Annotated in this window: 21 protein-coding genes; 14 read left to right on the top strand and 7 right to left on the bottom strand. The window is 58.3% G+C overall.

Translation table 11 applies throughout. The features are described from left to right. The first annotated feature begins 155 nt into the window (after positions 1 to 155). The gene (bfr, locus tag ALP40_RS25090) at positions 156 to 620 is read left to right on the top strand and encodes a bacterioferritin (protein WP_122210819.1); all 465 of its coding nucleotides are present in this window, start codon (positions 156 to 158) and stop codon (positions 618 to 620) included. A 131-nt stretch (positions 621 to 751) separates the two neighbouring features. Here the strand turns inward: bfr and uvrA are convergent, their stop codons facing one another. Beyond that, the gene (uvrA, locus tag ALP40_RS25085) at positions 752 to 3,586 is read right to left on the bottom strand and encodes an excinuclease ABC subunit UvrA (protein WP_122210818.1); all 2,835 of its coding nucleotides are present in this window, start codon (positions 3,584 to 3,586) and stop codon (positions 752 to 754) included. Positions 3,587 to 3,774: 188 nt separating this feature from the next. On the opposite strand from uvrA, the gene ALP40_RS25080 reads away from it, so the two are divergent. The 4 genes from ALP40_RS25080 (at position 3,775) to ALP40_RS25920 (ending at position 6,671) form a co-directional block, all read left to right on the top strand. Continuing rightward, on the top strand, positions 3,775 to 5,169 hold the full coding sequence (locus ALP40_RS25080) for an MFS transporter (protein ID WP_122210817.1): 1,395 nt from the start codon (positions 3,775 to 3,777) through the stop codon (positions 5,167 to 5,169). A gap of 9 nt (positions 5,170 to 5,178) precedes the next feature. Next, positions 5,179 to 5,733, top strand: a complete 555-nt coding sequence (locus ALP40_RS25075; RefSeq protein WP_004883704.1) for a single-stranded DNA-binding protein — start codon at positions 5,179 to 5,181, stop codon at positions 5,731 to 5,733. Positions 5,734 to 5,874: 141 nt separating this feature from the next. Further along, positions 5,875 to 6,375 carry a hypothetical protein gene (locus ALP40_RS25070; RefSeq protein WP_236443312.1) on the top strand — a complete coding sequence of 167 codons (501 nt, stop codon included), beginning with the start codon at positions 5,875 to 5,877 and terminating at the stop codon, positions 6,373 to 6,375. After that, a complete protein-coding gene (locus ALP40_RS25920) occupies positions 6,372 to 6,671 on the top strand; it encodes a hypothetical protein (RefSeq protein ID WP_259640749.1) in 300 nt (99 codons plus the stop codon). Before ALP40_RS25070 ends, ALP40_RS25920 begins: the two co-directional genes overlap by 4 nt. A 436-nt stretch (positions 6,672 to 7,107) precedes the next feature. Here the strand turns inward: ALP40_RS25920 and ALP40_RS25065 are convergent, their stop codons facing one another. Together ALP40_RS25065 and ALP40_RS25060 are read right to left on the bottom strand one after the other, a co-directional pair. Beyond that, entirely contained in the window at positions 7,108 to 7,608 is a 501-nt protein-coding gene (locus ALP40_RS25065) for a GNAT family N-acetyltransferase (RefSeq protein ID WP_122210816.1), read from the bottom strand. A gap of 630 nt (positions 7,609 to 8,238) precedes the next feature. Next, entirely contained in the window at positions 8,239 to 9,465 is a 1,227-nt protein-coding gene (locus ALP40_RS25060; protein WP_122210815.1) for an MFS transporter, read from the bottom strand. Positions 9,466 to 9,725: 260 nt separating this feature from the next. On the opposite strand from ALP40_RS25060, the gene ALP40_RS25055 reads away from it, so the two are divergent. Then, positions 9,726 to 10,817, top strand: a complete 1,092-nt coding sequence (locus ALP40_RS25055) for an alkene reductase (protein WP_122210833.1) — start codon at positions 9,726 to 9,728, stop codon at positions 10,815 to 10,817. A gap of 49 nt (positions 10,818 to 10,866) precedes the next feature. Here ALP40_RS25055 and ALP40_RS25050 read toward each other — a convergent pair whose 3' ends face one another. Then, positions 10,867 to 12,651: an IlvD/Edd family dehydratase gene (locus ALP40_RS25050; RefSeq protein WP_122210814.1), complete on the bottom strand. Its 1,785-nt coding sequence runs from the start codon at positions 12,649 to 12,651 to the stop codon at positions 10,867 to 10,869. Positions 12,652 to 12,699: 48 nt separating this feature from the next. Continuing rightward, positions 12,700 to 13,881 (bottom strand): fumarylacetoacetate hydrolase family protein, encoded by a 1,182-nt coding sequence (locus ALP40_RS25045; RefSeq protein ID WP_122210832.1) that lies wholly within the window; start codon positions 13,879 to 13,881, stop codon positions 12,700 to 12,702. Between the two features lie 115 nt (positions 13,882 to 13,996). Here ALP40_RS25045 and ALP40_RS25040 point away from each other — a divergent pair, with 115 nt between their 5' ends. The 4 genes from ALP40_RS25040 (at position 13,997) to ALP40_RS25025 (ending at position 18,129) form a co-directional block, all read left to right on the top strand. Continuing rightward, a complete protein-coding gene (locus tag ALP40_RS25040) occupies positions 13,997 to 14,947 on the top strand; it encodes a LysR family transcriptional regulator (protein WP_122210813.1) in 951 nt (316 codons plus the stop codon). 179 nt (positions 14,948 to 15,126) lie between these two features. Next, positions 15,127 to 16,503 carry an MFS transporter gene (locus ALP40_RS25035; RefSeq protein WP_122210812.1) on the top strand — a complete coding sequence of 459 codons (1,377 nt, stop codon included), beginning with the start codon at positions 15,127 to 15,129 and terminating at the stop codon, positions 16,501 to 16,503. Continuing rightward, on the top strand, positions 16,500 to 17,240 hold the full coding sequence (locus tag ALP40_RS25030) for an SDR family oxidoreductase (RefSeq protein WP_122210811.1): 741 nt from the start codon (positions 16,500 to 16,502) through the stop codon (positions 17,238 to 17,240). Before ALP40_RS25035 ends, ALP40_RS25030 begins: the two co-directional genes overlap by 4 nt. Positions 17,241 to 17,280: 40 nt before the next feature. After that, positions 17,281 to 18,129, top strand: a complete 849-nt coding sequence (locus ALP40_RS25025) for an ureidoglycolate lyase (RefSeq protein WP_122210810.1) — start codon at positions 17,281 to 17,283, stop codon at positions 18,127 to 18,129. 311 nt (positions 18,130 to 18,440) lie between these two features. Here the strand turns inward: ALP40_RS25025 and ALP40_RS25020 are convergent, their stop codons facing one another. Beyond that, positions 18,441 to 19,259: an alpha/beta fold hydrolase gene (locus tag ALP40_RS25020; RefSeq protein WP_122210809.1), complete on the bottom strand. Its 819-nt coding sequence runs from the start codon at positions 19,257 to 19,259 to the stop codon at positions 18,441 to 18,443. 282 nt (positions 19,260 to 19,541) lie between these two features. Between ALP40_RS25020 and ALP40_RS25015 the strand changes: the two genes are divergently transcribed. From ALP40_RS25015 to ALP40_RS25000, 4 genes are all read left to right on the top strand, one after another. Continuing rightward, complete coding sequence (locus ALP40_RS25015) at positions 19,542 to 19,895, top strand: DoxX family protein (protein ID WP_409077542.1); 354 nt, start codon at positions 19,542 to 19,544, stop codon at positions 19,893 to 19,895. Positions 19,896 to 20,019: 124 nt separating this feature from the next. Continuing rightward, entirely contained in the window at positions 20,020 to 22,308 is a 2,289-nt protein-coding gene (locus ALP40_RS25010) for a mechanosensitive ion channel family protein (protein ID WP_122210807.1), read from the top strand. A gap of 116 nt (positions 22,309 to 22,424) precedes the next feature. Beyond that, the gene (locus tag ALP40_RS25005; protein ID WP_122210806.1) at positions 22,425 to 23,309 is read left to right on the top strand and encodes a sugar nucleotide-binding protein; all 885 of its coding nucleotides are present in this window, start codon (positions 22,425 to 22,427) and stop codon (positions 23,307 to 23,309) included. Further along, positions 23,302 to 24,231 (top strand): NAD-dependent epimerase/dehydratase family protein, encoded by a 930-nt coding sequence (locus tag ALP40_RS25000; protein WP_122210805.1) that lies wholly within the window; start codon positions 23,302 to 23,304, stop codon positions 24,229 to 24,231. Before ALP40_RS25005 ends, ALP40_RS25000 begins: the two co-directional genes overlap by 8 nt. Positions 24,232 to 24,531: 300 nt before the next feature. Here ALP40_RS25000 and ALP40_RS24995 read toward each other — a convergent pair. Continuing rightward, positions 24,532 to 25,116: OmpW family protein (locus ALP40_RS24995; RefSeq protein ID WP_122210804.1), on the bottom strand; the 585-nt coding region annotated here is incomplete at its 5' end.

Here is a 25,116-nt window from a genome sequence, read left to right as displayed (position 1 = left end):
GTCGAAGTGAGAAACAGAACCGCCCTCATTTGGGCGGTTTTTCGCTTCTGGATGGCGTGAAATCGGCGCTTTTTATCGGATTATTGCGTTTTTCTAAGTGACCTCTCGCGGCGGTTGGTTCAAACTACCGCCTTTGAAGCAGGAGATCTGGTGCGATGCAAGGCCATCCAGAAGTAATCGATTACCTGAACACATTGCTCACTGGCGAACTGGCGGCTCGTGATCAATATTTCATCCATTCCCGCATGTACGAAGACTGGGGTTTCGCCAAACTCTATGAGCGTATCAATCATGAGATGGAAGAAGAGGCACAACACGCTGATGCGTTGATGCGTCGGATCCTGATGCTCGAAGGCACGCCACGGATGCGCCCGGACGACCTGGACATCGGCACCACAGTGCCTGAAATGCTCGCCAGCGATCTTCGTCTGGAATACAAGGTGCGTGCCGCGCTTTGCAAGGGCATTGCCCTCTGCGAGCTGCACAAGGACTACATCAGCCGCGACATTCTTCGCATTCAACTCGCTGACACCGAAGAAGACCACACCTACTGGCTGGAACAGCAAATGGGTCTGATCAAGTCCATCGGTTTGCAGAACTACCTGCAATCGCAGTTCTGATTCCGCGCTGGCTGTAACGAAAAAAGCTCCTGCACGTACGTGACAGGAGCTTTTTTTCGTCTTCGATTCGAACGATCAGGTATGGACCTAACCGGACGTGGCCGAAGCCAGCCCCGGCAAGTCAGTACCCATCATGCCTTGTCGCGTATCAACAACGGCTTGAGGTAATGCCCGGTGTAAGACTGCTTCATCTCGGCAACCTGTTCGGGCGTGCCGGTGGCGATGATCTGTCCGCCGCGCGAACCACCTTCCGGCCCCAGATCGACCAGCCAGTCCGCTGTCTTGATGACGTCCAGGTTGTGCTCGATCACCACCACCGTGTTGCCGTGGTCGCGCAAGCGGTGCAGCACGTCGAGCAGTTGCTGGATATCCGCGAAATGCAGACCTGTAGTCGGCTCGTCGAGGATGTACAGCGTCTTGCCCGTGTCGCGCTTGGACAGCTCGCGTGACAACTTGACGCGTTGGGCCTCGCCGCCTGACAAGGTCGTCGCCGACTGCCCCAGCTTGATGTAGGACAGGCCCACATCCATCAGCGTCTGCAGCTTGCGCGCCAAGGCCGGAACGGCATCGAAGAACTCACGCGCTTCTTCGATGGTCATTTCCAGCACCTCGTGGATGCTTTTGCCCTTGTACTTGATCTCCAGCGTTTCGCGGTTATAGCGCTTGCTCTTGCAGACGTCGCACGGCACGTAGATGTCTGGCAGAAAGTGCATTTCTACTTTGATCAGGCCATCGCCCTGACAAGCCTCGCAGCGACCGCCTTTGACGTTGAACGAGAACCGGCCCGGACCGTAACCGCGCGAGCGGGACTCCGGTACACCGGCAAACAGTTCGCGAATCGGCGTGAACAGCCCGGTGTAGGTCGCCGGATTGGAGCGGGGCGTACGACCGATCGGGCTCTGGTCGATGTCCACGACTTTGTCCAGGTGCTGCAAGCCGTTGATGCTGTCGTGTGTGGCCGCTTCAAGCGTCGTCGCGCCGTTGAGTGCCGTTGCGCTGAGTGGGAAGAGTGTGTTGTTGATCAGCGTCGACTTGCCCGACCCCGAAACGCCCGTCACGCAGGTCAGCAGACCAATCGGGATTTCCAGGTTGACGTTCTGCAGATTGTTGCCGCGAGCGCCCTTGAGCGTCAGTGACAGTTTTTTGTTACGCGGCGTGCGCTTGGCTGGCACCTCGATCTTCACGCGCCCCGACAGGTATTTACCGGTCAGTGAGTCAGGGTGCGACATCACTTCGTCCGGCGTGCCTTCGGCCACGATATGACCGCCATGCACACCGGCGCCCGGTCCGATGTCCACGACGTAGTCTGCGAGACGAATGGCGTCTTCGTCATGCTCCACCACGATCACGGTATTTCCGATGTCACGCAGGTGCTTGAGCGTGCCAAGCAGTCGGTCGTTATCGCGCTGATGCAGGCCGATGGACGGCTCGTCGAGGATGTACATGACCCCGACCAACCCGGCGCCAATCTGGCTGGCAAGGCGGATACGCTGGGCTTCACCACCGGACAGCGTATCGGCACTACGGTCCAGCGTCAGGTAGTCCAGGCCGACGTTGACCAGGAACTGCAGACGCTCACGGATTTCCTTGAGAATCTTGTCAGCGATTTCACCGCGACGACCCGTCAGTTTGAGGGTGTCGAAGTAGTTGGTGGCATCGCCAATCGGCAGGTTGGTCACCGCAGGCAGGGTCTTTTCACCCACCCACACATGACGCGCTTCACGGCGCAGACGCGTACCACGGCAGTCGGGGCAGGGCTGGGTGCCGAGGAACTTGGCCAGTTCTTCACGTACGGTTGCCGATTCGGTTTCCCGGTAACGACGCTCCAGATTCGGCACGATGCCTTCGAACGGGTGCGCGCGCTTGACGATATCACCGCGATCATTCAGATAGCGGAAGTCGACGTTCTGCGAGCCGCTGCCATTAAGCAGGATTTTCTGCTGATCGGCAGGCAGCTCCTTGAACGGCACCTCAAGGCTAAAGCCGTAGTGTTTGGACAGCGAGCCCAGCATCTGGAAGTAATAGACGTTTCGCCTGTCCCAGCCGCGTATCGCTCCTTCAGCCAGCGTCAGTTCGCCATTGACCAGTCGCTTGATGTCGAAAAACTGTTTCACGCCCAGGCCGTCGCACGTTGGGCATGCACCGGCGGGGTTGTTGAACGAGAACAGCTTGGGCTCCAGCTCGCTGATGGCGTGACCGCAAATCGGGCAGGCGAAGCGCGCGGAGAAGATTGTCTCTTCGCCCGGCTCGTCGTCCATCGGCGCAACCAATGCGATACCGTCCGCCAGCTTCAGTGCGGTCTCGAAGGACTCTGCAAGACGCTGTTGCAAATCCGCACGCACCTTGAAACGGTCTACGACCACATCGATGGAGTGCTTCTTCTGCTTATCCAGCTTTGGCAATTCGTCCAGCTCGCACAGCTTGCCGTTGACCCGCGCACGCACGAAACCCTGGGCACGCAACTCTTCGAAAACCGACAGGTGCTCGCCCTTGCGCTCACGAATGACCGGAGCCAGCAGCATCAACTTGCTGCCTTCAGGTTGCGCCAGCACCAGATCGACCATCTGGCTGACGGTCTGGGCCTCCAGCGGAATATCGTGGTCCGGGCAACGCGGCTGACCGACCCGCGCATACAGCAGACGCAGGTAGTCATAGATCTCAGTGATGGTGCCCACGGTCGAGCGCGGGTTGTGGGAGGTCGATTTCTGTTCAATGGAAATCGCAGGCGACAGACCTTCTATGGTGTCGACATCCGGCTTTTCCATCATCGACAGGAATTGCCGGGCATACGCCGAAAGCGACTCGACATAACGCCGCTGGCCTTCCGCATAAAGCGTGTCGAAAGCCAATGAAGATTTGCCAGAGCCGGATAAACCGGTGATAACGATCAGCTTGTCGCGTGGAAGGGTCAGGTCAATGTTTTTCAGGTTGTGGGTTCGAGCCCCACGAATCAGGATCTTGTCCAAAATGGCCTCGCACGGCGGGCGTCGAAAACGTAGAAGTATACGGATAAATACTGGATGGATACACACTATCCACTGGCTTTACAGTCAGAGATGAAAACTCTGTCATGTAAACGCGTCAAAGCGTCGCGATATACCCCGTCAATCGATGGGACTGGTAGAATCGCCGCCGGTTCACACGAGGTTTCTCCATGCACGATCCCCACAGCGAACGAATGAGCAGCGGCGAGACACGTGCCGCAGGTGGTCTTGCGCTGGTCTTTGCGTTTCGCATGCTCGGTATGTTCATGGTGCTCCCGGTCCTGGCCACTTACGGCATGGACCTGGCGGGTGCCAGCCCTGCGCTGATTGGCCTGGCCATCGGTGCTTATGGCCTGACCCAGGCCGTTCTGCAAATCCCGTTTGGCATCATTTCCGACCGCATCGGTCGGCGGCCGGTCATTTACCTTGGGCTGATTATTTTTGCCATCGGCAGCGTCGTGGCGGCGAATGCCGATTCGATCTGGGGGATTATCGCCGGTCGCATCCTGCAAGGTGCCGGTGCGATTTCCGCCGCTGTCATGGCGCTGCTCTCAGACCTGACCCGCGAGCAGCATCGCACCAAAGCGATGGCCATGATCGGCATGACCATCGGTTTGTCGTTTGCCGTCGCAATGGTAGTCGGACCGGTCATCACGGGTGTGTTCGGGCTGTCGGGGCTGTTTCTGGCCACTGGCGGCATGGCGCTGCTGGGCATCCTGATCATCGCGTTCATCGTGCCCAAGGCGAACGGCCCGTTGCTGCATCGTGAGTCCGGCGTCGCCAAACAGGCACTCGGCCAGACCTTGCGTCACCCAGACCTGTTGCGTCTGGATTTGGGTATCTTCGTGTTGCACGCCATGCTCATGTCCAGCTTCGTGGCGCTGCCGCTGGCGCTGGTCGAAAAAGCCGGCCTGCCCAAGGAACAGCACTGGTGGGTCTACCTGACGGCACTGCTGATTTCGTTCTTTGCGATGATCCCGTTCATCATATACGGTGAGAAGAAGCGCCAGATGAAGCGCGTTCTGCTCGGCGCCGTGACCGTGCTGATGGTGTCCGAACTCTACTTCTGGGCATTTGGTAACACGTTGCGGACACTGGTCATAGGGACAGTGGTATTCTTCACCGCGTTCAACCTGCTGGAAGCATCCTTGCCATCGCTGATCAGTAAAGTGTCACCGGCTGGCGGAAAAGGAACGGCAATGGGGGTTTATTCCACCAGCCAGTTTCTTGGATCGGCCGCAGGTGGGATACTGGGCGGCTGGCTGTTCCAGCACGGTGGGCTAGACGTGGTGTTCCTTGGTGGTGCAGCAATGGCCGCCGTCTGGCTTGCGTTTGCAATAACCATGCGTGAACCGCCTTACGTGACCAGCCTACGTCTGCCGTTGTCGCCAGAGGCGCAGCGTGATGCAGGCCTGGCAGAGCGTTTAAAGTCCGTAACCGGCGTAACGGATGCAGTGGTGGTTGCCGAGGAGGCAGCCATCTATATCAAACTGGATACAAAATTATTGGATCGTGCCTCTCTCGAAAAGCTGATCAACCCAGCATCAGAAGCGTGCGAAGCCTAGGAGAACGTTATGGCCCGTGGGGTTAACAAAGTCATATTGGTCGGTACATGCGGCCAGGATCCCGAAGTTCGCTACTTGCCTAACGGTAACGCCGTGACCAACCTGAGTCTGGCAACCAGCGAACAGTGGACTGACAAGCAGACCGGTCAGAAGGTCGAAAAGACCGAATGGCACCGTGTTTCGATGTTCGGCAAGGTTGCCGAAATTGCTGGCGAGTACCTGCGCAAGGGTTCGCAGGTCTACATCGAAGGCAAGCTGCAGACCCGTGAGTGGGAAAAAGACGGTATCAAGCGCTACACCACCGAAATCGTCGTCGACATGCAAGGCACCATGCAATTGTTGGGCGGCCGTCCACAGGGCGACGCACAACAAGGCCAGGGTGGCGGCAACTACAACCAGTCGGCCCCTCGTCCACAGCAGTCGCGCCCGCAGCAGTCGGCTCCGCCACAGCAGAACTACAACCAGCAGCCTCCACAGCAACGCGAATCCCGCCCTGCGCCACAGCAGCAAGCGCCGCAGCCAGCTGCTGATTTCGACAGTTTTGATGACGATATTCCGTTCTAGGGTATACCTTAGATTTTTTTGTAAAGTTTAGCCACGAAGCCCCCGCAATGCTGGGCTTCGTGTTTTATAGGTGTTAAAAATATTCTGAGCAAATTTCTAGGAGGTACTACCCTGTAAAAATGTAAAGAATAGGTGGCTGCTATGAACCTGTCTCTTCGCAGGGTTAAGTCCTCAAATGGTGAGCGCCTCATCGTTCTTGTCGATGAGCTTGGCATGCCTCTGTTTTACCCTGCGCTCTACGTAACCGTGCATATGCGCGGACGCTCATTAGCTCTGAATACAATTCAAAGCGCGCTCAGTGCCCTCAAAGCCATGTATGCATGGCAGAGTTATTACAGCATTGATGTCGAATCGCGTTTTTCGTGTGGTGAGCTGCTGCTGAGTCACGAAATCCATTTGCTGCGTGATTTCATGCAGAAGCCCTTGGCCGATGAGGATGGGGAGAGTGTCGTTTCAATTTCCCGCAGGGTGCGAACCGTAAGTAAAGGCAATCAGTACGCGCGGATGTCAGTCATTGCGGACTACCTGGGTTTTCTCGCAGACCAAAATCTACCGGCCTCTATTTCGAGCCATGATGGTGTTGGGCGAATGGTGTCGCAGATCAAGGCCAACCGACCGAAGACATCAATAAGTCCAATGTGAGTCGAGCAGACAAATATCTGGATGACTCGGTACTTGATACGCTGGAAAACACGTTGAGGCCAGGCTCAGCCAGCAACCCTGTGCGAGAGTATGCCGTCCAAGTACGTAACGCGCTGCTGTACGCGTACGACGCAATTACCAACTGCTTTCTCATGCTTGATGTCTTTGGCCCGAATGCACACGAGCACCCGAAGTTTCAGGCCTATGTTCGCGAGCTTCAAGACAAAATTGTCCAGCCCTGGATTAAGGGCCGCTATAACGCGGATTTCGAGCCGCCGGAAGACTACGAACCTTAGCCAGTAACGCCCATCGGAGACGAAGGAAAATTTTACTTTTTCATCGTTTGCGACAGTTTAATTCTCTAGAACATGGGACGCCAACGGTGGTTTGAAGTGTTGCGATAGATTTGGATTTCTTTCCGACGCGGTTGCTGCCCCTGCCACCCTGGACGAGTCTCGACGGTTTTAATTCTCTAAATCCACGGGGCCAGGGGTTAGACAAACGAAGCCTGTGAGGTGCCGGTAAACTAAACGAATATGGATCCCGTTGTCAGCGTTTGATTGAAGGACTCAAAAGTATTGTCTCGGTGCACCCCTGCACGGGTGAAAACCGAAACCTCGGTGGCGACTTCTTCCGGCAGGCCCCGGTGCACGCGACCACCGTTCGCTCACGCATTTTGACGAAGATGGCACGTACATAAATGGGCGAGCGCCATTAAACTTAAAGTCGGGATCAGGAAGTGGTGTTTCTGTTCAGTTGCGTGTGAATGTCCTGAGGGCTGCGAACATAGTAATTGTCGAATTCGCTACTTTCGACGAACTGAAAGCCATGCCGCGTATAAAAACGATTTGAAGCGCTTTCCCTGAGGGCCCCCACCCGCAATGTCATGGCCGCAGCATCCGCCTCCATGAAGATGTGACGAAGGACAATCGAACCGATCCCCGCCCCCTGTGCGTTCGGCTTTATGTACAGGTGATCAAGCAGCCACCCATCATCAGGTTTGACGACCACGAAACCCACCCGCTGGCCGGAAACCTCGATATGGCGAGTGAACTCAGCACAAAAGCCCTCACGAAAACGCTCTCGGGCGCGTACAGGGTCGAATCGGCCAATACGTTCAAGGCTTTCTCGCATGGCCTCAATCCGAATAGCGACAAGCGCTTCGAAGTCGCTGGGTTGAGCCACGACAAGCGTGACCGAAGGGTTATCCGTGGCGGAAAACTGTAACTGCATCCTGAGTGCTCCATTTTTTATTCGGCGGCGACCATCAAGGACTGCATCAATCATGCCTAGCCTACGACACAAAACCTGTGCTGTCTCACCGCCAAGCGGGAGACTAGTCAAACCGGTTGCCGACTTTTTTTATTCAATGTGAGCCAGCTATCGGACTTTAAGTTTTTTGTTGACGATCCTGCTTGTCTGTTAAAAATACAAATTCTTGCTAGTCGATCTTGAGATCGGCTGACACGGTAGAAAGCTGGTCTACTCAAATAAACAGCCACCCAACCTTCGCATCACCGCATCGCTTAACCTATCGGGATCCGTCCCATGCGGCGGTTCCCCTTTTTCAAGGAGAGTCGCCTCGTTGATCCATACCACTTATCCCCATGACCGCCACCTCTCATACGCTAGACGAGATGTAAACAAATACGCGTGAATGATCCGATTTATTGACAAAAAACTGAACAAGAGTGGTTTTTATGCGGTCTTCTCCTTGTTTTTTAAGGATAAATCGCAATGTTTGCTGTTTTAAGGTATGCATAACCGTTCTAGGATACGACTCAGCACTGAGTGTAAAACCCCCGAGCTTCGCGGCTTCGGGGTTTTTTTTGCCTGAAAATGCAAAAGATTCAGCCCTGTTTTTTATTTTCCGATTTCTTGATCCGCCTTGAGAATGGCGGTCGGAAATGGGCTGCGCGCCTTTGCGAACCACCACATGGCAAATGCCCCAAGTAGAGAAGTCAGCACGGCCAAAATCAGGATTACGTTCTGGGTGCCCAAGGGTGAAGCGAACATAGCCACCAGCAAACCTGCTAGAGGCTGGGACATGTTGTTCAGCAGCGTGATCAGGCCTACCGTCTTGCCGAAGTCCTGAGCCGGTATCACCCGCTGCCGGACAGTGCGCATGTAGACGTTGAACATTTTGTCGAATCCGACGATCAACAGGAACCCCAGCACATAGCCGAGCAGGTTCGGACTCAGGGCGCTGATGAATGCCCCAATTGCGATCATTGAATATCCGACACCCCCGAGGACCCGCAGAGGCAACACAGTCCGGGCGAGAAGAAACAGGATCACGATTGTTGTCACCGCCCCGGCCGCTTGCAACGCTGCATAGTGATCCTTGTCGGCGCTGTACTGGCCGATGACCATGGCGGCCGAGGTCGCCAAGGTGACACCGACGATCAGGTTGACTCCTACCGCAAGCGTGATGAGCTTTTTCAATTCCACCAGGCTACGGATATGCCCCAAAGCGATCCTCAAGGGCTGCAGCCAGACGTCTTGATGCTGCTCGAACACCTCTGGTTTGATTCGACTAAGACGTTGCCACGCCAGCATGCTCAGGTCAGCCAGCAGGAACAAGCCGGCTATCCAAAGCACCACCCAATGCCAAGGCCAAACATCGAGCAACAACGCCGCTGCCAGAGGCCCGAGTACCAGTCCTGTCTGGTCGGCGACCTGGGAGTAGGACAAAGTCTTGGTATAGCTGTAGTGCTGAAAGATATGCGGCATCAGCACTTCGCGAGCCATGATGCCTTGCGTGGTCAGCACTCCGCACAGCGCCGACAGGACCACAACCCAGCCGATGCCACCAATGATTCCGTAGAGCGCCATCGCCAGCAAACAGAGTAATGCCCTGTAGACCTGACTGATATGCAGGATCTTGATAGGCGAGTACTTATCGCACAGGGCGCCGCACAACGGGAAAGCCAGGAATCGCGGCAACGATTCGACGAAAAACGCCAGTCCTGTCCAAGAAGCGCTGTTGGTGGTCTGGAACACCACCAGCGGCACAATAAACAACAGGATTTGATCCGCCAGCCTCGATAGAAAGAGCGAGATAAAAAACGCGAGGTAATCCTTACGCACAGATAACTCCTTTGGGTAAGCGACGTGGCACGGCTGTCAGAAAAAACATCAGTAAGCCCGATCCCAAACGGTCATTGAGATTATGTCGCTCATCACCACCCAGCTATCTTAGATGTCAGTCAAAATCAAAACCCTTGACGATTTGGATTTTGGTCATCATCATAAATTCATCTTTTGAACCCATGATGCCGTTGGCGCCAATGCTTTCGCGTCCAAGCTTCAGACCCATGACCAAAGCCACCTCAATCACAGGCCTCAACATGACCGAAAAATCCCTCTTCGACACTTACCGCCTCGGCAACCTCGTGTTGTCCAACCGTATCGTCATGGCTCCGCTGACTCGCAACCGTGCGGGCGCGGGGCTGGTGCCGAGCGAGCTGGCTGCGACCTATTACGGCCAGCGCGCGTCTGCCGGTTTGCTGATCACTGAAGCGACTCAGGTATCGCCGCAGGCGCAGGGTTATCAAGACACGCCGGGCATTTATACCCAAGCGCAGATTGATGGCTGGCGCAAGGTGACGGATGAGGTGCATGCCAAAGGTGGACGTATTTTTGTGCAGCTGTGGCACGTGGGGCGTATTTCTCATGTGGATTTGCAACCGGGCGGTGCTGCGCCGGTTGCGCCTTCGGCGATTCGTGCCGAAACCAAGACGTTCGTGAATAACGGCTTCCATGATGTTTCCGAGCCGCGTGCGCTGGAATTGAGCGAGTTGCCGGGCATCGTGAATGATTTCCGTCAGGCGGCGGCGAATGCCATTGCAGCCGGTTTTGATGGTGTGGAGGTGCACGGCGCGAACGGTTACCTGCTGGAGCAGTTCATCAAGGATGGCGCCAATACCCGGACTGACGCTTACGGCGGCTCTGTCGAGAACCGTGCGCGTCTGTTGCTGGAAGTGACGGCTGCGGTCGTCAATGAAATTGGTGCGAACCGTACCGGCGTCCGCATTTCGCCCACCTCGCCTGCTGGCGCGATCACGTGCAGCGATCCTCAGCCTCAGTACAACTACATTGCCGAGGAACTCAGTGCACTGGGCGTCATTTATCTTCATGTCGTCGAGGGCGCTACCGGTGGTCCGCGCGATGTTGCACCTTTCAACTATCAGCAACTGCGTAAGCGCTTCCATCAGACCTATCTGGCCAACAACGGGTACGACCTCGATCTGGCAACCTCGCAACTGGTTGATGGCCATATTGACCTGGTGGCGTTCGGGCGTCCGTTCATTAGTAATCCGGACCTGACCGAGCGCTTGAAAGCAGGCGCGCCGCTGGCGGCAATGAACCCGGCCACGCTTTACGGTGGCGGGGCAGAGGGCTACACCGATTACCCGACGCTTGCGCAAGCAACGGCCTGACCCGTACCACGCATCCGCCGCAAGGGCGGATGCGCTCCCTACACCCCCCTCAGTGCGAATGCCTCGGCGCGCCACTGCGTGCGATCACCTTCATGTGCAGCGTGGCCGGTTCCAGGCAGCCGCCTGTGGATAACTGCCCGACCAACTGACGATAAAGTTCCTGCCAGGGCGTTTGCGAGGGCGGAATCGAGGGTGCCCATGCCTGGCGGCGTGCGGCCATTTCATCTTCGTCCACCAGCAGGTTGACCGAGCGGGCGTTGAGGTCGACGCGCAGGCGATCGTTGGTGCGCAGCAAGGCCAGGCCTCCGCCGATGGCTGCTTCCGGCGACATGTTGAGAATCGATGGGCTGGCTGACGTGCCACTCTGGCGACCGTCGCCCAGACACGGCAGCGAGTCGATGCCTTGTTTAATCAGCGCGGCGGGAGGGTCCATGTTGACCACTTCGGCGCTGCCTGGATAACCGACTGTGCCTGCGCCACGAATGACCAGAATGCAGCGCTCGTCGATGTCCAGCGCAGGGTCGTCGATGCGTGCACGATAGTCCTCAGGCCCTTCAAATACGATGGCACGTGCTTCGAAACTGTTTTCCGCTCCCGGCTCGGACAGGTAGGTCTTGCGGAAGGCCTCGCCCACCACCGACATCTTCATGATGGCGCTGTCGAAGAAATTGCCGCTGAGCACGATGAACCCCGCGCGGTACTTGAGGGGCGCGTCGTAGGGCAGGATCACCTCGGTGTTGGTGGTCACGGATGCGCGGACAATGTCGCCAATGGTCCGGCCGCTGACCGTGGCGCATTCCTCATGCAGACGTCCGGCTTTTTGCAGTTCATGCATCACGGCAGGCACGCCGCCCGCGCGGTGAAAGCCTTCGCCCAGGTATTTTCCCGCAGGCATGCAGTTGACCAGCAACGGGACGTCTTCGCCGATCCGCTGCCAGTCGTCCAGACTCAGGTCGATACCCGTATGGCGGGCGATGGCGATCAAGTGCGGCGGACAGTTACTCGACGCACCCAGCGCCGAAGCCACGGCAATCGCGTTTTCGAATGCCTGGCGCGTCATGATGTGCGAGGGCTTCACGTCTTCACGCACCAGATCGCAAATGCGTTTGCCCGTGGCGTATGCCATTTGCCCGCGCTCGCGATACGGTGCCGGAATGCTCGCACAGCCTGGCAATGACATGCCCAAGGCTTCAGCCAATGCGTTCATGGATAACGCCGTGCCCATGGTGTTGCAATGACCGACCGAGGGCGATGCGGCGGTGGTCATTTCCATGAAGCCTTCGTAGCTGATCTCTTCGGCTGCCAATAGCTTGCGTGCATGCCACAGCACGGTGCCGGAGCCGATCAGTTCGCCTTTGTGATGGCCATCGAGCATCGGTCCACCGGACAGCACGATGGCCGGCAAATCCGTAGTCGCCGCAGCCATCAGGCAGGCGGGCGTGGTTTTGTCGCAGCCGGTGGTGAGCACCACGCCATCGAGCGGATAGCCGTGCAGAATCTCCACCAGCCCAAGATAGGCCAGGTTGCGGTCCAGCGCAGCGGTAGGACGGCGGCTTTGCTCGGCAATCGGATGGACCGGAAACTCCATTGGAATTCCGCCCGCGTCGCGAATCCCGGCCTTGACCCGCTGGGCCAGTTCGATGTGATGACGGTTGCAGGGCGTCAGGTCGCTGCCGGTCTGGGCGATACCGATGATCGGCCGTCCAGATTGCAGCTCATCTCGCGTCAGGCCGTAGTTCATGTAGCGCTCGACATACAGCGCAGTCATGTCGGCGTGGTCGGGGTCGTCGAACCATTGCTGGCTGCGCAGGGAACGTTTCAAAGGCTGGGTCATGGTGGCTTTCTCTCTTGTTATTGGGCGTTCAGGTCGGGAGTGTGCCGCTTAACGCCCCAGTAAGCCTCGGGCGCAGAGGTTGCTGAACAATGCGCTGATACCGAATGTCCAGGGCGTGGCGATGTCACTGAACGTGACCTGATTGTGCAGGCTGCCAAGCGAGCGGCTGCTGATGGTCACCTGATCTCCCTGCTTGTGGGTGAACCCGGCACCGGGGTGATCACGGTCTTCTGTGGGCGCAAACAGCGTACCCAGGAACAGCACCAGGCCGTCCGGGTACTGGTGATTGGCATTGAGCGTCTGTGCCACAAGGTCCAGCGGGTCGCGGCTGATCTGATTCATGGAGCTGGCGCCGTTCAACCGATAACCGTCGCTGCCGTGTACCTGTAGATCGATGACGCAGTTGCGTACGTCCTCCAGGCCGAAATGTTCGTCGAACAGACGAATGAACGGCCCGATGGCACAAGACGCGTTGTTGTCCTTGGCTTTACCCAGCAGCAGTGCGCTTCGACCTTCAAAGTCGCGCAAGTTGACGTCGTTGCCCAGCGTCGCGCCCTTCACCTGACCGCGGCTGTTCACCGCCAGCACCACCTCGGGCTCTGGGTTGTTCCATTGCGAGCCAGGGTGAATGCCGATCTGGCTGGCGCTGCCGACGGCGGACAGCACGGGAGCCTTAGTGAAAATTTCGGCGTCAGGACCGATGCCCACTTCCAGGTACGGTGACCACATGCCTTTCTCGGTCAGTACCGTTTTCAGACGCGCAGCCTGTTCGGAACCGGGTTTGACGGCGCGCAAGTTATCGCCAATCACTTCACGCACCATCGCCCGCACGCTTTCGGCAGCCGCTGCATCGCCACCGGCTTTTTCTTCAATGACGCGCTCAATCATGCTGGCGGCAAAGGTCACGCCCGCCGCTTTGATAACCTGCAGGTCCAGCGGCGCGAGCAGATACGGCTGGTCAGGATCAGGATTCGGACCGGTATTGGCCAATAGCGCGTCAAGACGGGTCACAAAACGTCCCTCTGCCTGACGCACGGCATCCAGTGGCGAGTCCTGCTCCAGCAGCTCGCTGATGGTCGCAAAATGTGCCGATAGATCGAAGACCCCATCGGCGCGCAGCACGATGGGAGAGGGGCCTGCCAGTGTGCCGGGAATCCAGGCGCGCCCGATCAGCGTGGCGGGCAGGCCGTCCGTGGGCAGGGTGTTTTCGGGCGTGAGGCTGATCGGCATGGCGAAGGCTTCCTGATTCATTAAAACCTGCACGCTAGGGGGCGCTGTGGATAAACTCCAATGGCAAATTTTCACTTATCGATAACCTGGCGTTATTGCCGGGGCCGAGGAAAACATGTCGGACCTGTCCTTCTCCAGCTTCTGCAACTGGCTTAAATTCCGGCACCTGACCCTGATCGATACGCTGGGCCGAACGCAGAACATGCATCTGGCCGCGCAGCAGATGAACCTCAGCCAGCCTGCACTCAGCAAGATGCTCAAGGAGATTGAAAGCCTGTTGGGTTTCGCAATTTTCGAGCGGTTGCCGCGCAGCATGGTCCCGACCTCGCTGGGGCTGCAGGTGGTGCGATACGCACAGTTGGCGTTGAACGATGCCCGCACCTTTGTCGAGCAGATCAACAACCTGAGTGCCGGCGGTCATGGGCACCTCAAGGTGGGTGGGATTTTCGCGGCCACCGCCGTGGTGCTGCCCCAAGCCATCGTGCAGATCAAAGAGCGCTGGCCGTTATTGGCGATCGAAGTGGTGGAACAAACCAGTGACCATCTGATGGCGATGCTGGAGGAGCGCACGCTGGACCTGGCCATTGGGCGCTTCACCGAACAGGGCCAGCAGCAGCGCTACGATTTTCAGGCGCTGGCGCCCGAGCCTTTCAGTATCGTGGTCAACAGCCGCCATCCACTGTGCGACGCGGGCCCCATGACCTTGCGGCAACTGGTGGACTGGCCGTGGATGCTGTACCCCAAGGGCACGCCGATTCGCGGGCGCATGGAAGAGGCGTTCGCCAATGCAGGCGTGGACGTACCGCGCAACACCATCGATACCATCTCCATGCAGACCTTTCTGAAGGTGCTGCAAAGCGGTCCGATGATCGGCATGCTGCCTGACGCAATGGTCGCTCCTCACCTGGAAAGCGGCTTGCTCAAGACGCTGGAAACACAGATGCATCTGGTGCCACAGTTCTACGGCATCCTGACCCGCAAAAGCGAACGGCTTGCGGGACCTGCTCAGGAGTTCGCCAGCATTCTTTTGGAGAACGCACGTTTGGCTCAGGAGAAACAGGTTTGAGCCTGCGGCAAAATCAATAACCAGCTGTTATCGCTTAATCCAAAAATGCCATTGGGATTGAATCGATCCCTGTCCTAGATTACTGACCAGTCCCAGCATCGGGCGGCTGGTCGTCTGCCGCTGCGAAGACCCACTCCATAAAAACAATGAGGCATGCCCGCATGCCAAGGGTGATTCACATGCATACACGCTCCGAACAGCAAGGGCACGATGCCGGTTTTGAAAACCGCACCTATCGCAAAGTCATCCTGAGAATTCTGCCGATTCTGTTGCTGTGCTACATGGCCGCGTACCTGGATCGCGTCAACATAGGTTTCGCCAAGCTGGACATGCTCAGCGACCTGCAATTCAGCAACACCGTCTATGCGCTGGGCGCCAGTGTGTTCTTCTGGGGTTATTTCCTGTTCGAAGTGCCGAGCAACCTGCTGCTGCATCGGCTTGGCGCGCGTTTCTGGATTGCCCGAATCATGTTCAGCTGGGCGCTGGTGTCCATCGCCGTTGCGTTCACGGTGCCGCTTGCACGGTTCGTTCACGTCGAGTCGAGCACCATGTTTTACGTGCTGCGCTTTTTGCTCGGCGTTTGTGAAGCGGGCTTCTTTCCCGGCGTCATCCTGTACCTGAACTATTGGTTTCCGACGCATCGGCAAAGCCGCGTGATGTCTGGTTTCCTGATGGCCTTGCCAGTCAGCCTGACGCTGGGCGGCATGCTGTCAGGCTGGCTGATGACCCGCATGAACGGCGTCCACGGCATGGCCGGTTGGCAGTGGATGCTGATCATCGAAGGCATTCCCTCGATCATCATGGCGGTGGTGGTCATCGTCTATCTGTGCGACAGCATCGATTCGGCCAAATGGCTCTCGGCAGCCGAGAAAGCCATGCTCAAGGCCAACCTTGCGAACGACAACAAGGGTAAGGCATCGAAGCTCGGTGAGGTGTTCTTCAATCCGCGTGTGTGGCTGCTGGTGCTGATATTGCTGACGTTCAACACCGGCTTCTATGGCCTGGCCTTCTGGATGCCGTCGATCATCAAGAGTGCCGGTATCGCCAATACCTTTCATATCGGTTTGTTGACCGCCATTCCCTACAGCATCGCAACCATTGCCATGCTCCTCAATGCACGCCACTCCAATCGCACCGGTGAACGCCGGCTGCACGCCGCCGTTCCAGCTTTCATTGGCGGCATTGGTCTGATCCTTAGCGCCTACTTTGCCCACAATCTAGTATTGTCGGTGGTGTTTCTCAGTGTGGCAGCGTCGGGGATTCTCAGCCTGATGCCGATCTTCTGGACGCTGCCGGGTACGTTGCTGTCCGGCGTCGCTGCCGCGGCAGGCATCGGGATGATCAACGCCATCGGCAACCTGTCCGGTTTCACCGGTTCGATGATCACGGCAGTTGCAGAGACGCTGACGGGCGATATTAACAACGGGACTTATGTACTGGCGCTCTGTTTGCTGGTCAGTGGCGGGCTGATCCTGATGATCCCGCGCAGCATGCTTGGCAGGGCTGAAGTGATCGCGCCGGTTGCCCCCACCATCCTCGGCATGGAGAAAACATGATGATGAACGACAAGCGAGTGCTGATCACGGCGGCAGGTCAAGGGATAGGGCTGGCCAGTGCCAAGGCGTTCGCACAGGCCGGTGCTCAGGTCATTGCCACAGACATTGACCTGCACAACCTGCAAGGCGTTGAGGGCGTGGAGGCCATCAGGCTGGACGTGACCTCGGCGCACGACATCCGGCTTGCCAGCGAAAGCATCGGCCCGGTGGACGTGTTGTTTAACTGCGCAGGTTACGTGCACAGCGGGACCCTTCTGGAGTGCGACGAAGCCGCATGGCAGCGCTCCATTGAGATCAACGTGACGGCGATGTATCGCATGATTCAGGCGTTTTTGCCTGGCATGCTTGCGCGTGGCGGCGGTTCGATTATCAACATGTCTTCTGTGGCTTCAAGCGTCAAAGGCGTGCCCAACCGCTTCGCCTACAGCGCCACCAAAGCGGCCGTGATAGGCCTGACCAAATCGGTCGCCACAGATTTCATTGGGCAAGGCATTCGCTGCAATGCTATTTGTCCGGGTACGGTGGATTCACCGTCGCTGCGCATGCGTATCGCTGCACAGGCTGAGCAACAGGGCGTATCCGAGGCGCAGGTCTATCAACAGTTCGTCGACCGCCAGCCGATGGGTCGCATCGGCAGCGTCGAAGAAATTGCGCAACTGGTTCTGTACCTGGGCTCTGACGCATCCTCGTACACGTCGGGCGCGGTGCACGTCATCGATGGCGGCATGAGCGTTTGAAACCCTGCTTTGCATGTTCGACAGACAACAGGAGAACTCGATGAAATTGCTTCGTTACGGAGACAAAGGCTCGGAGAAACCCGGCCTGCTTGACGCCGACAACCAGATTCGCGACCTGTCCGCCCACATCAAAGACATCGCGGGCGAGGTGCTGACGCCAGCCGGTCTCGCTGCCTTGGCGACGATCAACCCCGTGAGCCTGCCGTTGGTGACAGGCCAGCCACGCATCGGCCCTTGTGTGGGGCAAGTGGGCAAGTTCGTGTGCATCGGCCTGAATTACGCCGACCATGCTGCTGAGTCCAATATGGAAGTGCCCAAGGAACCGGTCATCTTCAACAAATGGACCAGCGCCATCTGCGGTCCGAACGACAACATCGAAATCCCGCGTGGCTCGGTCAAGACCGACTGGGAAGTGGAGCTGGGTGTGGTGATCGGCAAAGGCGGGCGCAACATCGACGAAGCCCACGCAATGGAGCACGTGGCCGGTTATTGCGTGATCAATGATGTGTCCGAGCGCGAATGGCAACTGGAGCGTGGCGGCACTTGGGACAAGGGCAAGGGTTTCGACACCTTCGGCCCGCTCGGCCCCTGGCTGGTGACCCGTGACGAGATTGCCGATCCGCATTCGCTGAACCTGTGGCTGGAGGTCGACGGCCATCGTTATCAGAACGGGAACACGCGAACCTTGGTATTCACCATACCGCAGCTGGTTGCGTACCTGAGCCGTTGCATGAGCCTGCAACCGGGCGATGTCATTTCAACCGGTACACCACCGGGCGTCGGACTGGGTGTGAAACCTGAGCCGGTTTTCCTGCGTGCCGGGCAGCGCATACGCTTGGGGATCGAGGGGTTGGGCGAACAGAATCAATTGACCGTGCAGGCGGATTGAGACGACGCAATTCGAACCGTGGGAGCGGACTGTTCCGCGAAAGGGCGGCCCATTCAGCCGAGACGCGGCGTCTGAAAAACGGCCTTCGTGGACAAGTCCACTCACACAGCTCAATCGTGGGAGCGGACTTGTCCGCGAAAGCGGCTGGCCCATCAGCCGAGATACGGCGTCTGAAAACAGCCTTCGTGGACAAGTCCACTCCTACGTACGCAGCTCAACCGTGAGCGCCGCCCGGTACGCTCGCACTAAGTTTACTGGGCGACAGCGCTACGCCGAAGATGTGGTGAGGCCTTCCACCGTTCGGTGAACTGTCAATCAGCCAAAAACGCCAACAGGTCTTCATTGAGCTGCTGCCCGTGGGTCACCGCAAAACCATGCGGTGCGCCTGGGTAAACTTTCAGCTCAGCCCCCTTGATCATCTCCGCCGCCAGCTTGCCGGTGGCTTCGAACGGTACGATCTGGTCGCCGTCGCCGTGAATGACCAGCGTCGGTACGTCGATTTTCGCCATGTCGGGGCGGAAATCGGTTTCGGAGAATGCAGTCACACAGTCAACCGTGCCCTTGAGCGACGCCAGCAGTGCGATGTTCAGTGTCTGGGTCAGCACGCCTTCAGAAACGGTCTGGCCCTTATTGGTGCCATAGAACGGCGTAGCGAAGTCGGCGATGAATTGCGCACGGTCTTTCAGCAGCCCCGCCTTGATGCCATCGAACACCGATTTTTCGACGCCTTGGGGATGGTCGTCGCTTTTGATGAAATACGGTGTCACTGCGCCCAGCAGCGCCAGTTTGGCCACGCGCTCGGTGCCGTGGCGAGCGATGTAGCGGGTCACATCACCGCCGCCCATCGAGAAGCCGACCAACGTCACGTCGCGCAAGTCCAAGTGTTTGATCAGCGCCGCGATGTCGTCCGCGAACGTGTCGTAGTCGTAGCCGGTCCACGGTTGGCTCGAGCGGCCAAAGCCGCGACGGTCAAAGGCGATGGTGCGATAGCCGCGACTGCTCAGGTACTCCATCTGGTATTCCCACATGTCCGCGTCCAGCGGCCAGCCGTGGCTGAAGAGAACCGGCTTGCCCGTTCCCCAGTCCTTGAAATAGATCTCAGTGCCATCTTGCGTTGTGAAAGTGCTCATGCAGGTTCCTCGGGTATGGGTTGATGGGGCAGGCGCAGTCATGGGCGCGCACTGCAGCAGTATCGATCCAGTCCGCTCGCAGTAATTGCGTGCATGTGCCCATCTGATTGCCTGCGGAACTCGGCACATCACAACAATTTCCTGCAACCGGCCGGTCGCATAATTGCGCTAAAGCCCAGCCTGCCCGAGAGATCCTAGACCATGCTGAATGACGCATCGCACCTTCAGTCCGCTCAGTCGCCAAAACGATCTCAGGCCCTGCTCGCCTGGGGGCTGCTGTTCATGCGCGTCAGTGTCTCGCTGCTGTTACTGCACGTGCATGGGCTGCCAAAGCTGATGCACTGGAGCGAGGAGGTGCAGCGCATCGAAGACCCGTTCGGCCTGGGTGGCACTCTGACGCTGGGGTTGGCTGTCTTCGCTGAAGTGATCTGCCCCGTGCTGCTGATTCTTGGTGTGTGGGCACGGCTGGCGTGCCTGCCGATACTGGCTGTGCTGGCAGTGGCGGTCCTCTTCGTTCACCCGGGATGGTCAATGGAGCAGGGCCAGTTCGCCTGGCTGCTGATGATTCTGTTCGCGGGGTTGGCGCTGACCGGTCCGGGCGCGTTAGTGATCGGCAAGACACGGCATGATCGTTGACAGGCAAAGGGCCACCTGAAACATCGGCTCATCTATTTCCCCCGCCAAAACCGAACTTGCCACGCAAACCGGAATCAGTTCCTTGGGGCTGAAGCCCTGCCTGCCCATTGAAGGAGGAAACTGCGTGGCGTCTCAGCTGAAAACCTTGATCCTGACGGGTCTGTTGCTGTTCACGGGCAGTTTTCATGTTCAGGCGGCGGACGTGCCTGCGCTGCCCATGAGCGCCGCAGTTCCCGCCGATGACAAGGCCGCTGAAAAACCTGACGGTAAAGCGGCTGACAAACCCGATGCAAAACCTGATGCCAAAGCCGATACCAAGTCCGATGCCAAAGCCGACGATAAACCGGCCGACGCCGCGGATCCGGCTGCGGATCCAGCCGCCGAACTGATCGTGCAAGGCGGTCTGCTCGGGGCGATCAGCACCAGCATCGATGACGTGCAGGAAAAGCTCAACCTGGACGATAACCTGCTGGATGCCTGGCGCTTGCGCGCTGACCGCGCCGCAGATGAAATCGAAAAACTGGTCAATAAACGTACGACGCGATCACCCTGGAGTGTGGTCGGCGATTTCCTGATTCTGTCCTTTGTGTGGATGGGGGCCTTCGCGGTCCTGACCACGCTGGGTCGCTTCGTGGCCGTTCGCCTGTGCCGGACGCCGTTCTTGAGCGTGCGCCAGCGCAGCCAGGCGCTGCTTAAATACGTGTTGCCGTTCACGCTGCCCGCCATCATCTGCCTGCCTTTGACGCTGTATGTCAGCCATTTCATGCCCTCCTCGGTCGGGCGCGCACTGTCGTTGTGTTTTGCCTACGCCACCAGCAGCGGTATTGTTTCGACGTCGGTCCTGCTCTGCGTGATCGTGATGTTCAATGCCGGTCACAAGCGCGCGGCCGTGCGCATGATTCGACGCTATGCACCGCGCCCCTTGTTCGTGGTCGGCTTTCTGGCAGCGCTGAGCGATGCACTGACCAGCCCGCAGATCGCTCGCCAATTGGGCAGCAACGTCACCACCAGCGTGGCGGTGTTCACCGGGTTGTTCGCGTCGGTGGTGTTCTGCATGCTGATCATCAAGGTGCGCCGCCCGGTGGCTCACCTGATCCGCAACCGGTCATTGAGCAGCCGCCTGCAAAGGCCTGCCTTGCAACAGTCGCTGAAGATATTTTCCAACCTGTGGCACTTGCCCATCCTGCTGATGATTCTGGTGTCGGCGATCAATCTGATCGGCGCCGGCGAGGACAGTCAGGAAGCGCTGCGTTGCGCGTTGTTCACCACCATCCTGTTGATTGCCACAGTATTCCTGAGCACCGTTTTCCAGCACATGTTCAAGCCTGCCGAATTGCTTGGACGGGGAGGGCATGTCTACAAGGCACGGCTGCTGAGCCTGTTGTATGCGGTGCTGCGCATCGTGCTTGCGATCAGCTTCATCGAGATACTGGGCCGCATCTGGGGCTTCTCGATGTTCGAGTTTGCCCAGCGCAATACGCTGGGTCGGGTGATCAGTGAGTCGCTGAGCAGCATCGGGCTGATTTTCCTCGTGACCTGGTTGCTGTGGGTGGTGCTGGACACCGCCATTCAGGAGGCCCTCAAGCCACCGGTCAACCATCGCAGCGGGCGCCACCCGAGCACGCGGATCAAAACCATCCTGCCGCTGCTGCGTAACGCGGTGAAAATCGTGTTGGTGGTGATCTGTGCGATCACGACGATGGCCAATCTGGGCATCAACGTCGCGCCGCTGCTGGCCGGTGCCGGTGTCGTCGGTCTGGCGATCGGTTTTGGTTCGCAGCAGCTGGTTCAGGATGTGATCACCGGTCTGTTCATCATCGTGGAAGACACCTTTTCCATCGGCGACTGGGTGGTGCTCAGCACCGGTCATTCCGGCACGGTCGAGAGCCTGACGATCCGTACCGTGCGTCTGCGTGACGGCAAGGGCTTCGTGCATTCGGTGCCGTTCGGGCAGATCAAGGCGGTCACCAACCAGTCCCGCCAGTTCGCCTATGCGTTCTTCTCGGTGCAGTTCACCTACGACTCTGATATCGATGACGCGCTGTCGCTGATTCGTGAGGTGGGCCAGTCGATCACTGAGGACGTACTGCTCAAGAACAACCTGCAAGGGCCGCTGGAAGTGTTCGGCGTGGACCGCATGGACCTGAACGGCGTAGTGCTGACTGCGCAATTCCGTACCTCCTCTGGCGGACAATATGCGGTAGGGCGGGCGTTCAACGAGCGTCTCAAGCGCCTTGTGGATAAACACCCAAATGTGCGCTTCGCCCAGACTTATCCACAGATGGTGATGAGCCCGGGGATCAATACGCCACAGCCTGGCACCGAAGCTGAAGGACCGCCTTCGCCGACAGCGCCTGCCGCCCCGCTGAGCCTGCCCAAAGGCAGTGGCACGCCGGGACCGGCTGCCACGTAAAGCGCCATTAACCCGCCAGGCTGCGCAACTGTTGGGGGTTGGCAGCCAACGTGTTATGTTTGCAGGCGTTTTTCATTTATCTAATTGATGATTCTGATACCGAGCCTGCTGACTCTATGCGAATGCGCCTTATGCTGTTGGGCGGTGGGAATGCCCTCGGGCAGGCGTTGATTCGTCTGGGTGCCGAGGAAGACATTGGCTTCCTCGCGCCACGTCCCCCGCAAGACGGTTGGGACGCGGCGAGCCTGACGCAACTGCTCGATGACACCCGTCCCGATGCCTTGATCAACCTTGCTTACTACTTCGACTGGTTTCAGGCGGAGGCCGTGAGCGAAGCGCGTCTGACCCGCCAGGAGCGCTCCGTCGAGCGCCTGGCTCAACTGTGTCAGCACCACAACATTACGCTGGTCCAGCCTTCAAGCTACCGAGTCTTCGATGGCTCGCGTGCCACTGCCTACAGTGAAAAAGATGATCCGGTCCCGCTGGGACTTCGTGGCCAAGCGCTCTGGCGGATTGAACAAAGCGTGCGCGCGACCTGCCCGCAACACGTGCTGGTGCGCTTCGGCTGGCTGCTGGATGACAGCGCCGATGGCGTATTGGGCCGTTTTCTGTCGAGCGCCGAAAAGCCTCAGGAATTGCTCCTGGCCGATGATCGCCGTGGCAATCCCACGCCGGTTGATGACGCGGCCCGCGTACTCATTTCCGTGCTCAAGCAGCTCGATTGTGAAGCACCGCTGTGGGGCACCTACCATTACGCGGGGCACGAGGCCACCACGCCGTTGGCGCTGGGGCAGGCTGTGTTGACCGAAGCGCGTCTTCTGCATCCGCTGGCCGTCGAGTCACCGACTGCGCAGGCTCATGCCGCACGTCCCGATGCCAGCGAAGAACCCCAGCATGCGGTGCTGGCCTGCAAGAAAATTCTCCATACCTTCGGCATCAAGCCCCGCGCCTGGCGCGCTGGCCTGCCAAGCCTGCTGGACCGGTATTACCGACATGTCTGATGCTCCTGTTCTGATCACTGGCGGTGCGGGCTTCATCGGCTCGCACCTGACCGACGCGTTGCTGGCTCGTGGGCACGCCGTGCGCGTTCTCGATGATCTGTCGGCGGGCAAGCGCAGCAACCTGCCGCTTGATAACCCCAAGGTCGAACTGATCGTGGGCGATGTTGCCGATGCAGTCTTGGTCAAGCGTGCTGCATTGGGCTGTCAGGCGGTCGTGCACCTGGCGGCGGTTGCCTCGGTGCAGGCGTCGGTGGAGGACCCGGTGCGGACCCATCAGAGCAATTTCATCGGCACGTTGAATGTCTGCGAAGCCATGCGTGAAGCGGGCGTCAAACGGGTGATCTTTGCTTCCAGCGCAGCGGTGTATGGTAATAACGGCGAAGGCGAGGCCATCACCGAAGACACCACCAAGGCGCCGCTGACGCCCTACGCGTCGGACAAGCTGGCCAGCGAGTTCTATCTGGATTTCTATCGTCGTCAGCACGGCCTGGAGCCGGTGATCTTCCGCTTCTTCAACATCTTCGGCCCGCGCCAGGACCCTTCATCGCCGTACTCCGGCGTCATCAGTATTTTTGCCGAGCGCATCGAAAAAAATCTGCCCATCACCGTTTTTGGTGACGGCGAGCAGACCCGCGATTTTTTCTACATCGGCGATCTGGTCAAGCTGCTGCTGCAAGGGCTGGCGCTGGACAGTGCCATCGAAGGTGCCGTCAACGTCGGGTTGAACCAGACCACCTCGCTCAACGAATTGCTCGCCGCACTGGCGCAGGTTACAGGCAAGCAACCGCAGGTCACTTACCAAGCTCCGCGCTCAGGCGATATCAAGCATTCGCGGGCTAGCAATCAGCGGCTGCTTGAGCATTTCAACATCGACGCGCCCACGCCACTGAACACAGGACTGGCGCTGTTGATAGGGCGCTAATTCACGATCAGTGTGAAAGCCGAACCCCGAATGTGACGCAGAGCGTCACGGGCTGCATGCCAACGCGGAGCATGGGCACGGTCGGTGTGCGGGAGATCGACGCTCACGACAATACTGTTTTGCAGATGCCTGAGCAGTTTCTCTGGGGTCATTACGAATTGTTTCCAAGAGGAAGTAAGGGGCCACGGTTATTCTCGACCGTTGACATAGACGGTGGCACGTTCAAGGCACTTGAGCGTTCATAAAAGCAAAGGCACCCAACGGGTGCCTTTCTGTTTTAAACGATCCAAGCGCGGAGAATCAGAACTTGTAACCCACGCCCACCATGTAGACCCACGGATCGATTTCCACGTCCACTTTGGTCCGGCCGACCGCGAGTGCCGACGGGCCGTCCACGGTGGCCTGTGTGTTGATGTCGACGTACCAGACCGATGCGTTCACCAGTACGTTGTCGGTGATCATGTAGTCCATGCCCAGTTGCGCGGCCAGGCCGACCGAGTCCTGCAGCTTGAGGTTGCTGAAGCCCTGGTTCTTGCGATCGCCTGTCAGGTCTTCGTCGAAGAACATGGTGTAGTTGATGCCCACGCCCGCGTAAGGCTGGAACTTGGAGGAAGGCTCCATCGGGTAGTACTGCAGCGACAGGGTAGGCGGCAGGTGTTTGATGTCCGCTAGCTTGCCATCAAGGCCTGGGCCGAGGCCTTTCACCGCAACGGTGTGGCTGAACGGGGTCGCAGCGAGCAGTTCGATGCCGATGTGCGGGGTGAGCATGTACGCAAACGTCAGCCCCAGTTGGGTATTGCCATCGAGCGTGGATTTGGTGCCTGAAACCTTGGAACCGTCGAGTCTGACCTCGCCGCTGTCCTCGTTGGGTTGTACGTGCGCCGC

Source organism: Pseudomonas viridiflava, from assembly GCF_003702045.1.
Taxonomy (GTDB): Bacteria; Pseudomonadota; Gammaproteobacteria; order Pseudomonadales; family Pseudomonadaceae; genus Aquipseudomonas; species Aquipseudomonas viridiflava_C.
The sequence above is the reverse complement of the archived record's forward strand: the minus strand, read 5'-3'. Positions and strand labels throughout refer to the sequence as shown.

Bases quoted from the DNA above. Each gene is read 5' to 3' on its own strand.
- ALP40_RS25030 (WP_122210811.1), top strand. From the start codon at position 16,500: ATGATGATGAACGACAAGCGAGTGCTGATCACGGCGGCAGGTCAAGGG.
- ALP40_RS25020 (WP_122210809.1), bottom strand. From the start codon at position 19,259: ATGAGCACTTTCACAACGCAAGATGGCACTGAGATCTATTTCAAGGAC.
- ALP40_RS25055 (WP_122210833.1), top strand. From the start codon at position 9,726: ATGACCGAAAAATCCCTCTTCGACACTTACCGCCTCGGCAACCTCGTG.
- ALP40_RS25080 (WP_122210817.1), top strand. From the start codon at position 3,775: ATGCACGATCCCCACAGCGAACGAATGAGCAGCGGCGAGACACGTGCC.
- ALP40_RS25025 (WP_122210810.1), top strand. From the start codon at position 17,281: ATGAAATTGCTTCGTTACGGAGACAAAGGCTCGGAGAAACCCGGCCTG.
- ALP40_RS25050 (WP_122210814.1), bottom strand. From the start codon at position 12,651: ATGACCCAGCCTTTGAAACGTTCCCTGCGCAGCCAGCAATGGTTCGAC.
- ALP40_RS25065 (WP_122210816.1), bottom strand. From the start codon at position 7,608: ATGCAGTTACAGTTTTCCGCCACGGATAACCCTTCGGTCACGCTTGTC.
- bfr (WP_122210819.1), top strand. From the start codon at position 156: ATGCAAGGCCATCCAGAAGTAATCGATTACCTGAACACATTGCTCACT.
- ALP40_RS25035 (WP_122210812.1), top strand. From the start codon at position 15,127: ATGCATACACGCTCCGAACAGCAAGGGCACGATGCCGGTTTTGAAAAC.
- ALP40_RS25070 (WP_236443312.1), top strand. From the start codon at position 5,875: ATGAACCTGTCTCTTCGCAGGGTTAAGTCCTCAAATGGTGAGCGCCTC.
- ALP40_RS25005 (WP_122210806.1), top strand. From the start codon at position 22,425: ATGCGAATGCGCCTTATGCTGTTGGGCGGTGGGAATGCCCTCGGGCAG.
- ALP40_RS25000 (WP_122210805.1), top strand. From the start codon at position 23,302: ATGTCTGATGCTCCTGTTCTGATCACTGGCGGTGCGGGCTTCATCGGC.
- ALP40_RS25075 (WP_004883704.1), top strand. From the start codon at position 5,179: ATGGCCCGTGGGGTTAACAAAGTCATATTGGTCGGTACATGCGGCCAG.
- ALP40_RS25040 (WP_122210813.1), top strand. From the start codon at position 13,997: ATGTCGGACCTGTCCTTCTCCAGCTTCTGCAACTGGCTTAAATTCCGG.
- ALP40_RS25045 (WP_122210832.1), bottom strand. From the start codon at position 13,881: ATGCCGATCAGCCTCACGCCCGAAAACACCCTGCCCACGGACGGCCTG.
- ALP40_RS25015 (WP_409077542.1), top strand. From the start codon at position 19,542: ATGCGCGTCAGTGTCTCGCTGCTGTTACTGCACGTGCATGGGCTGCCA.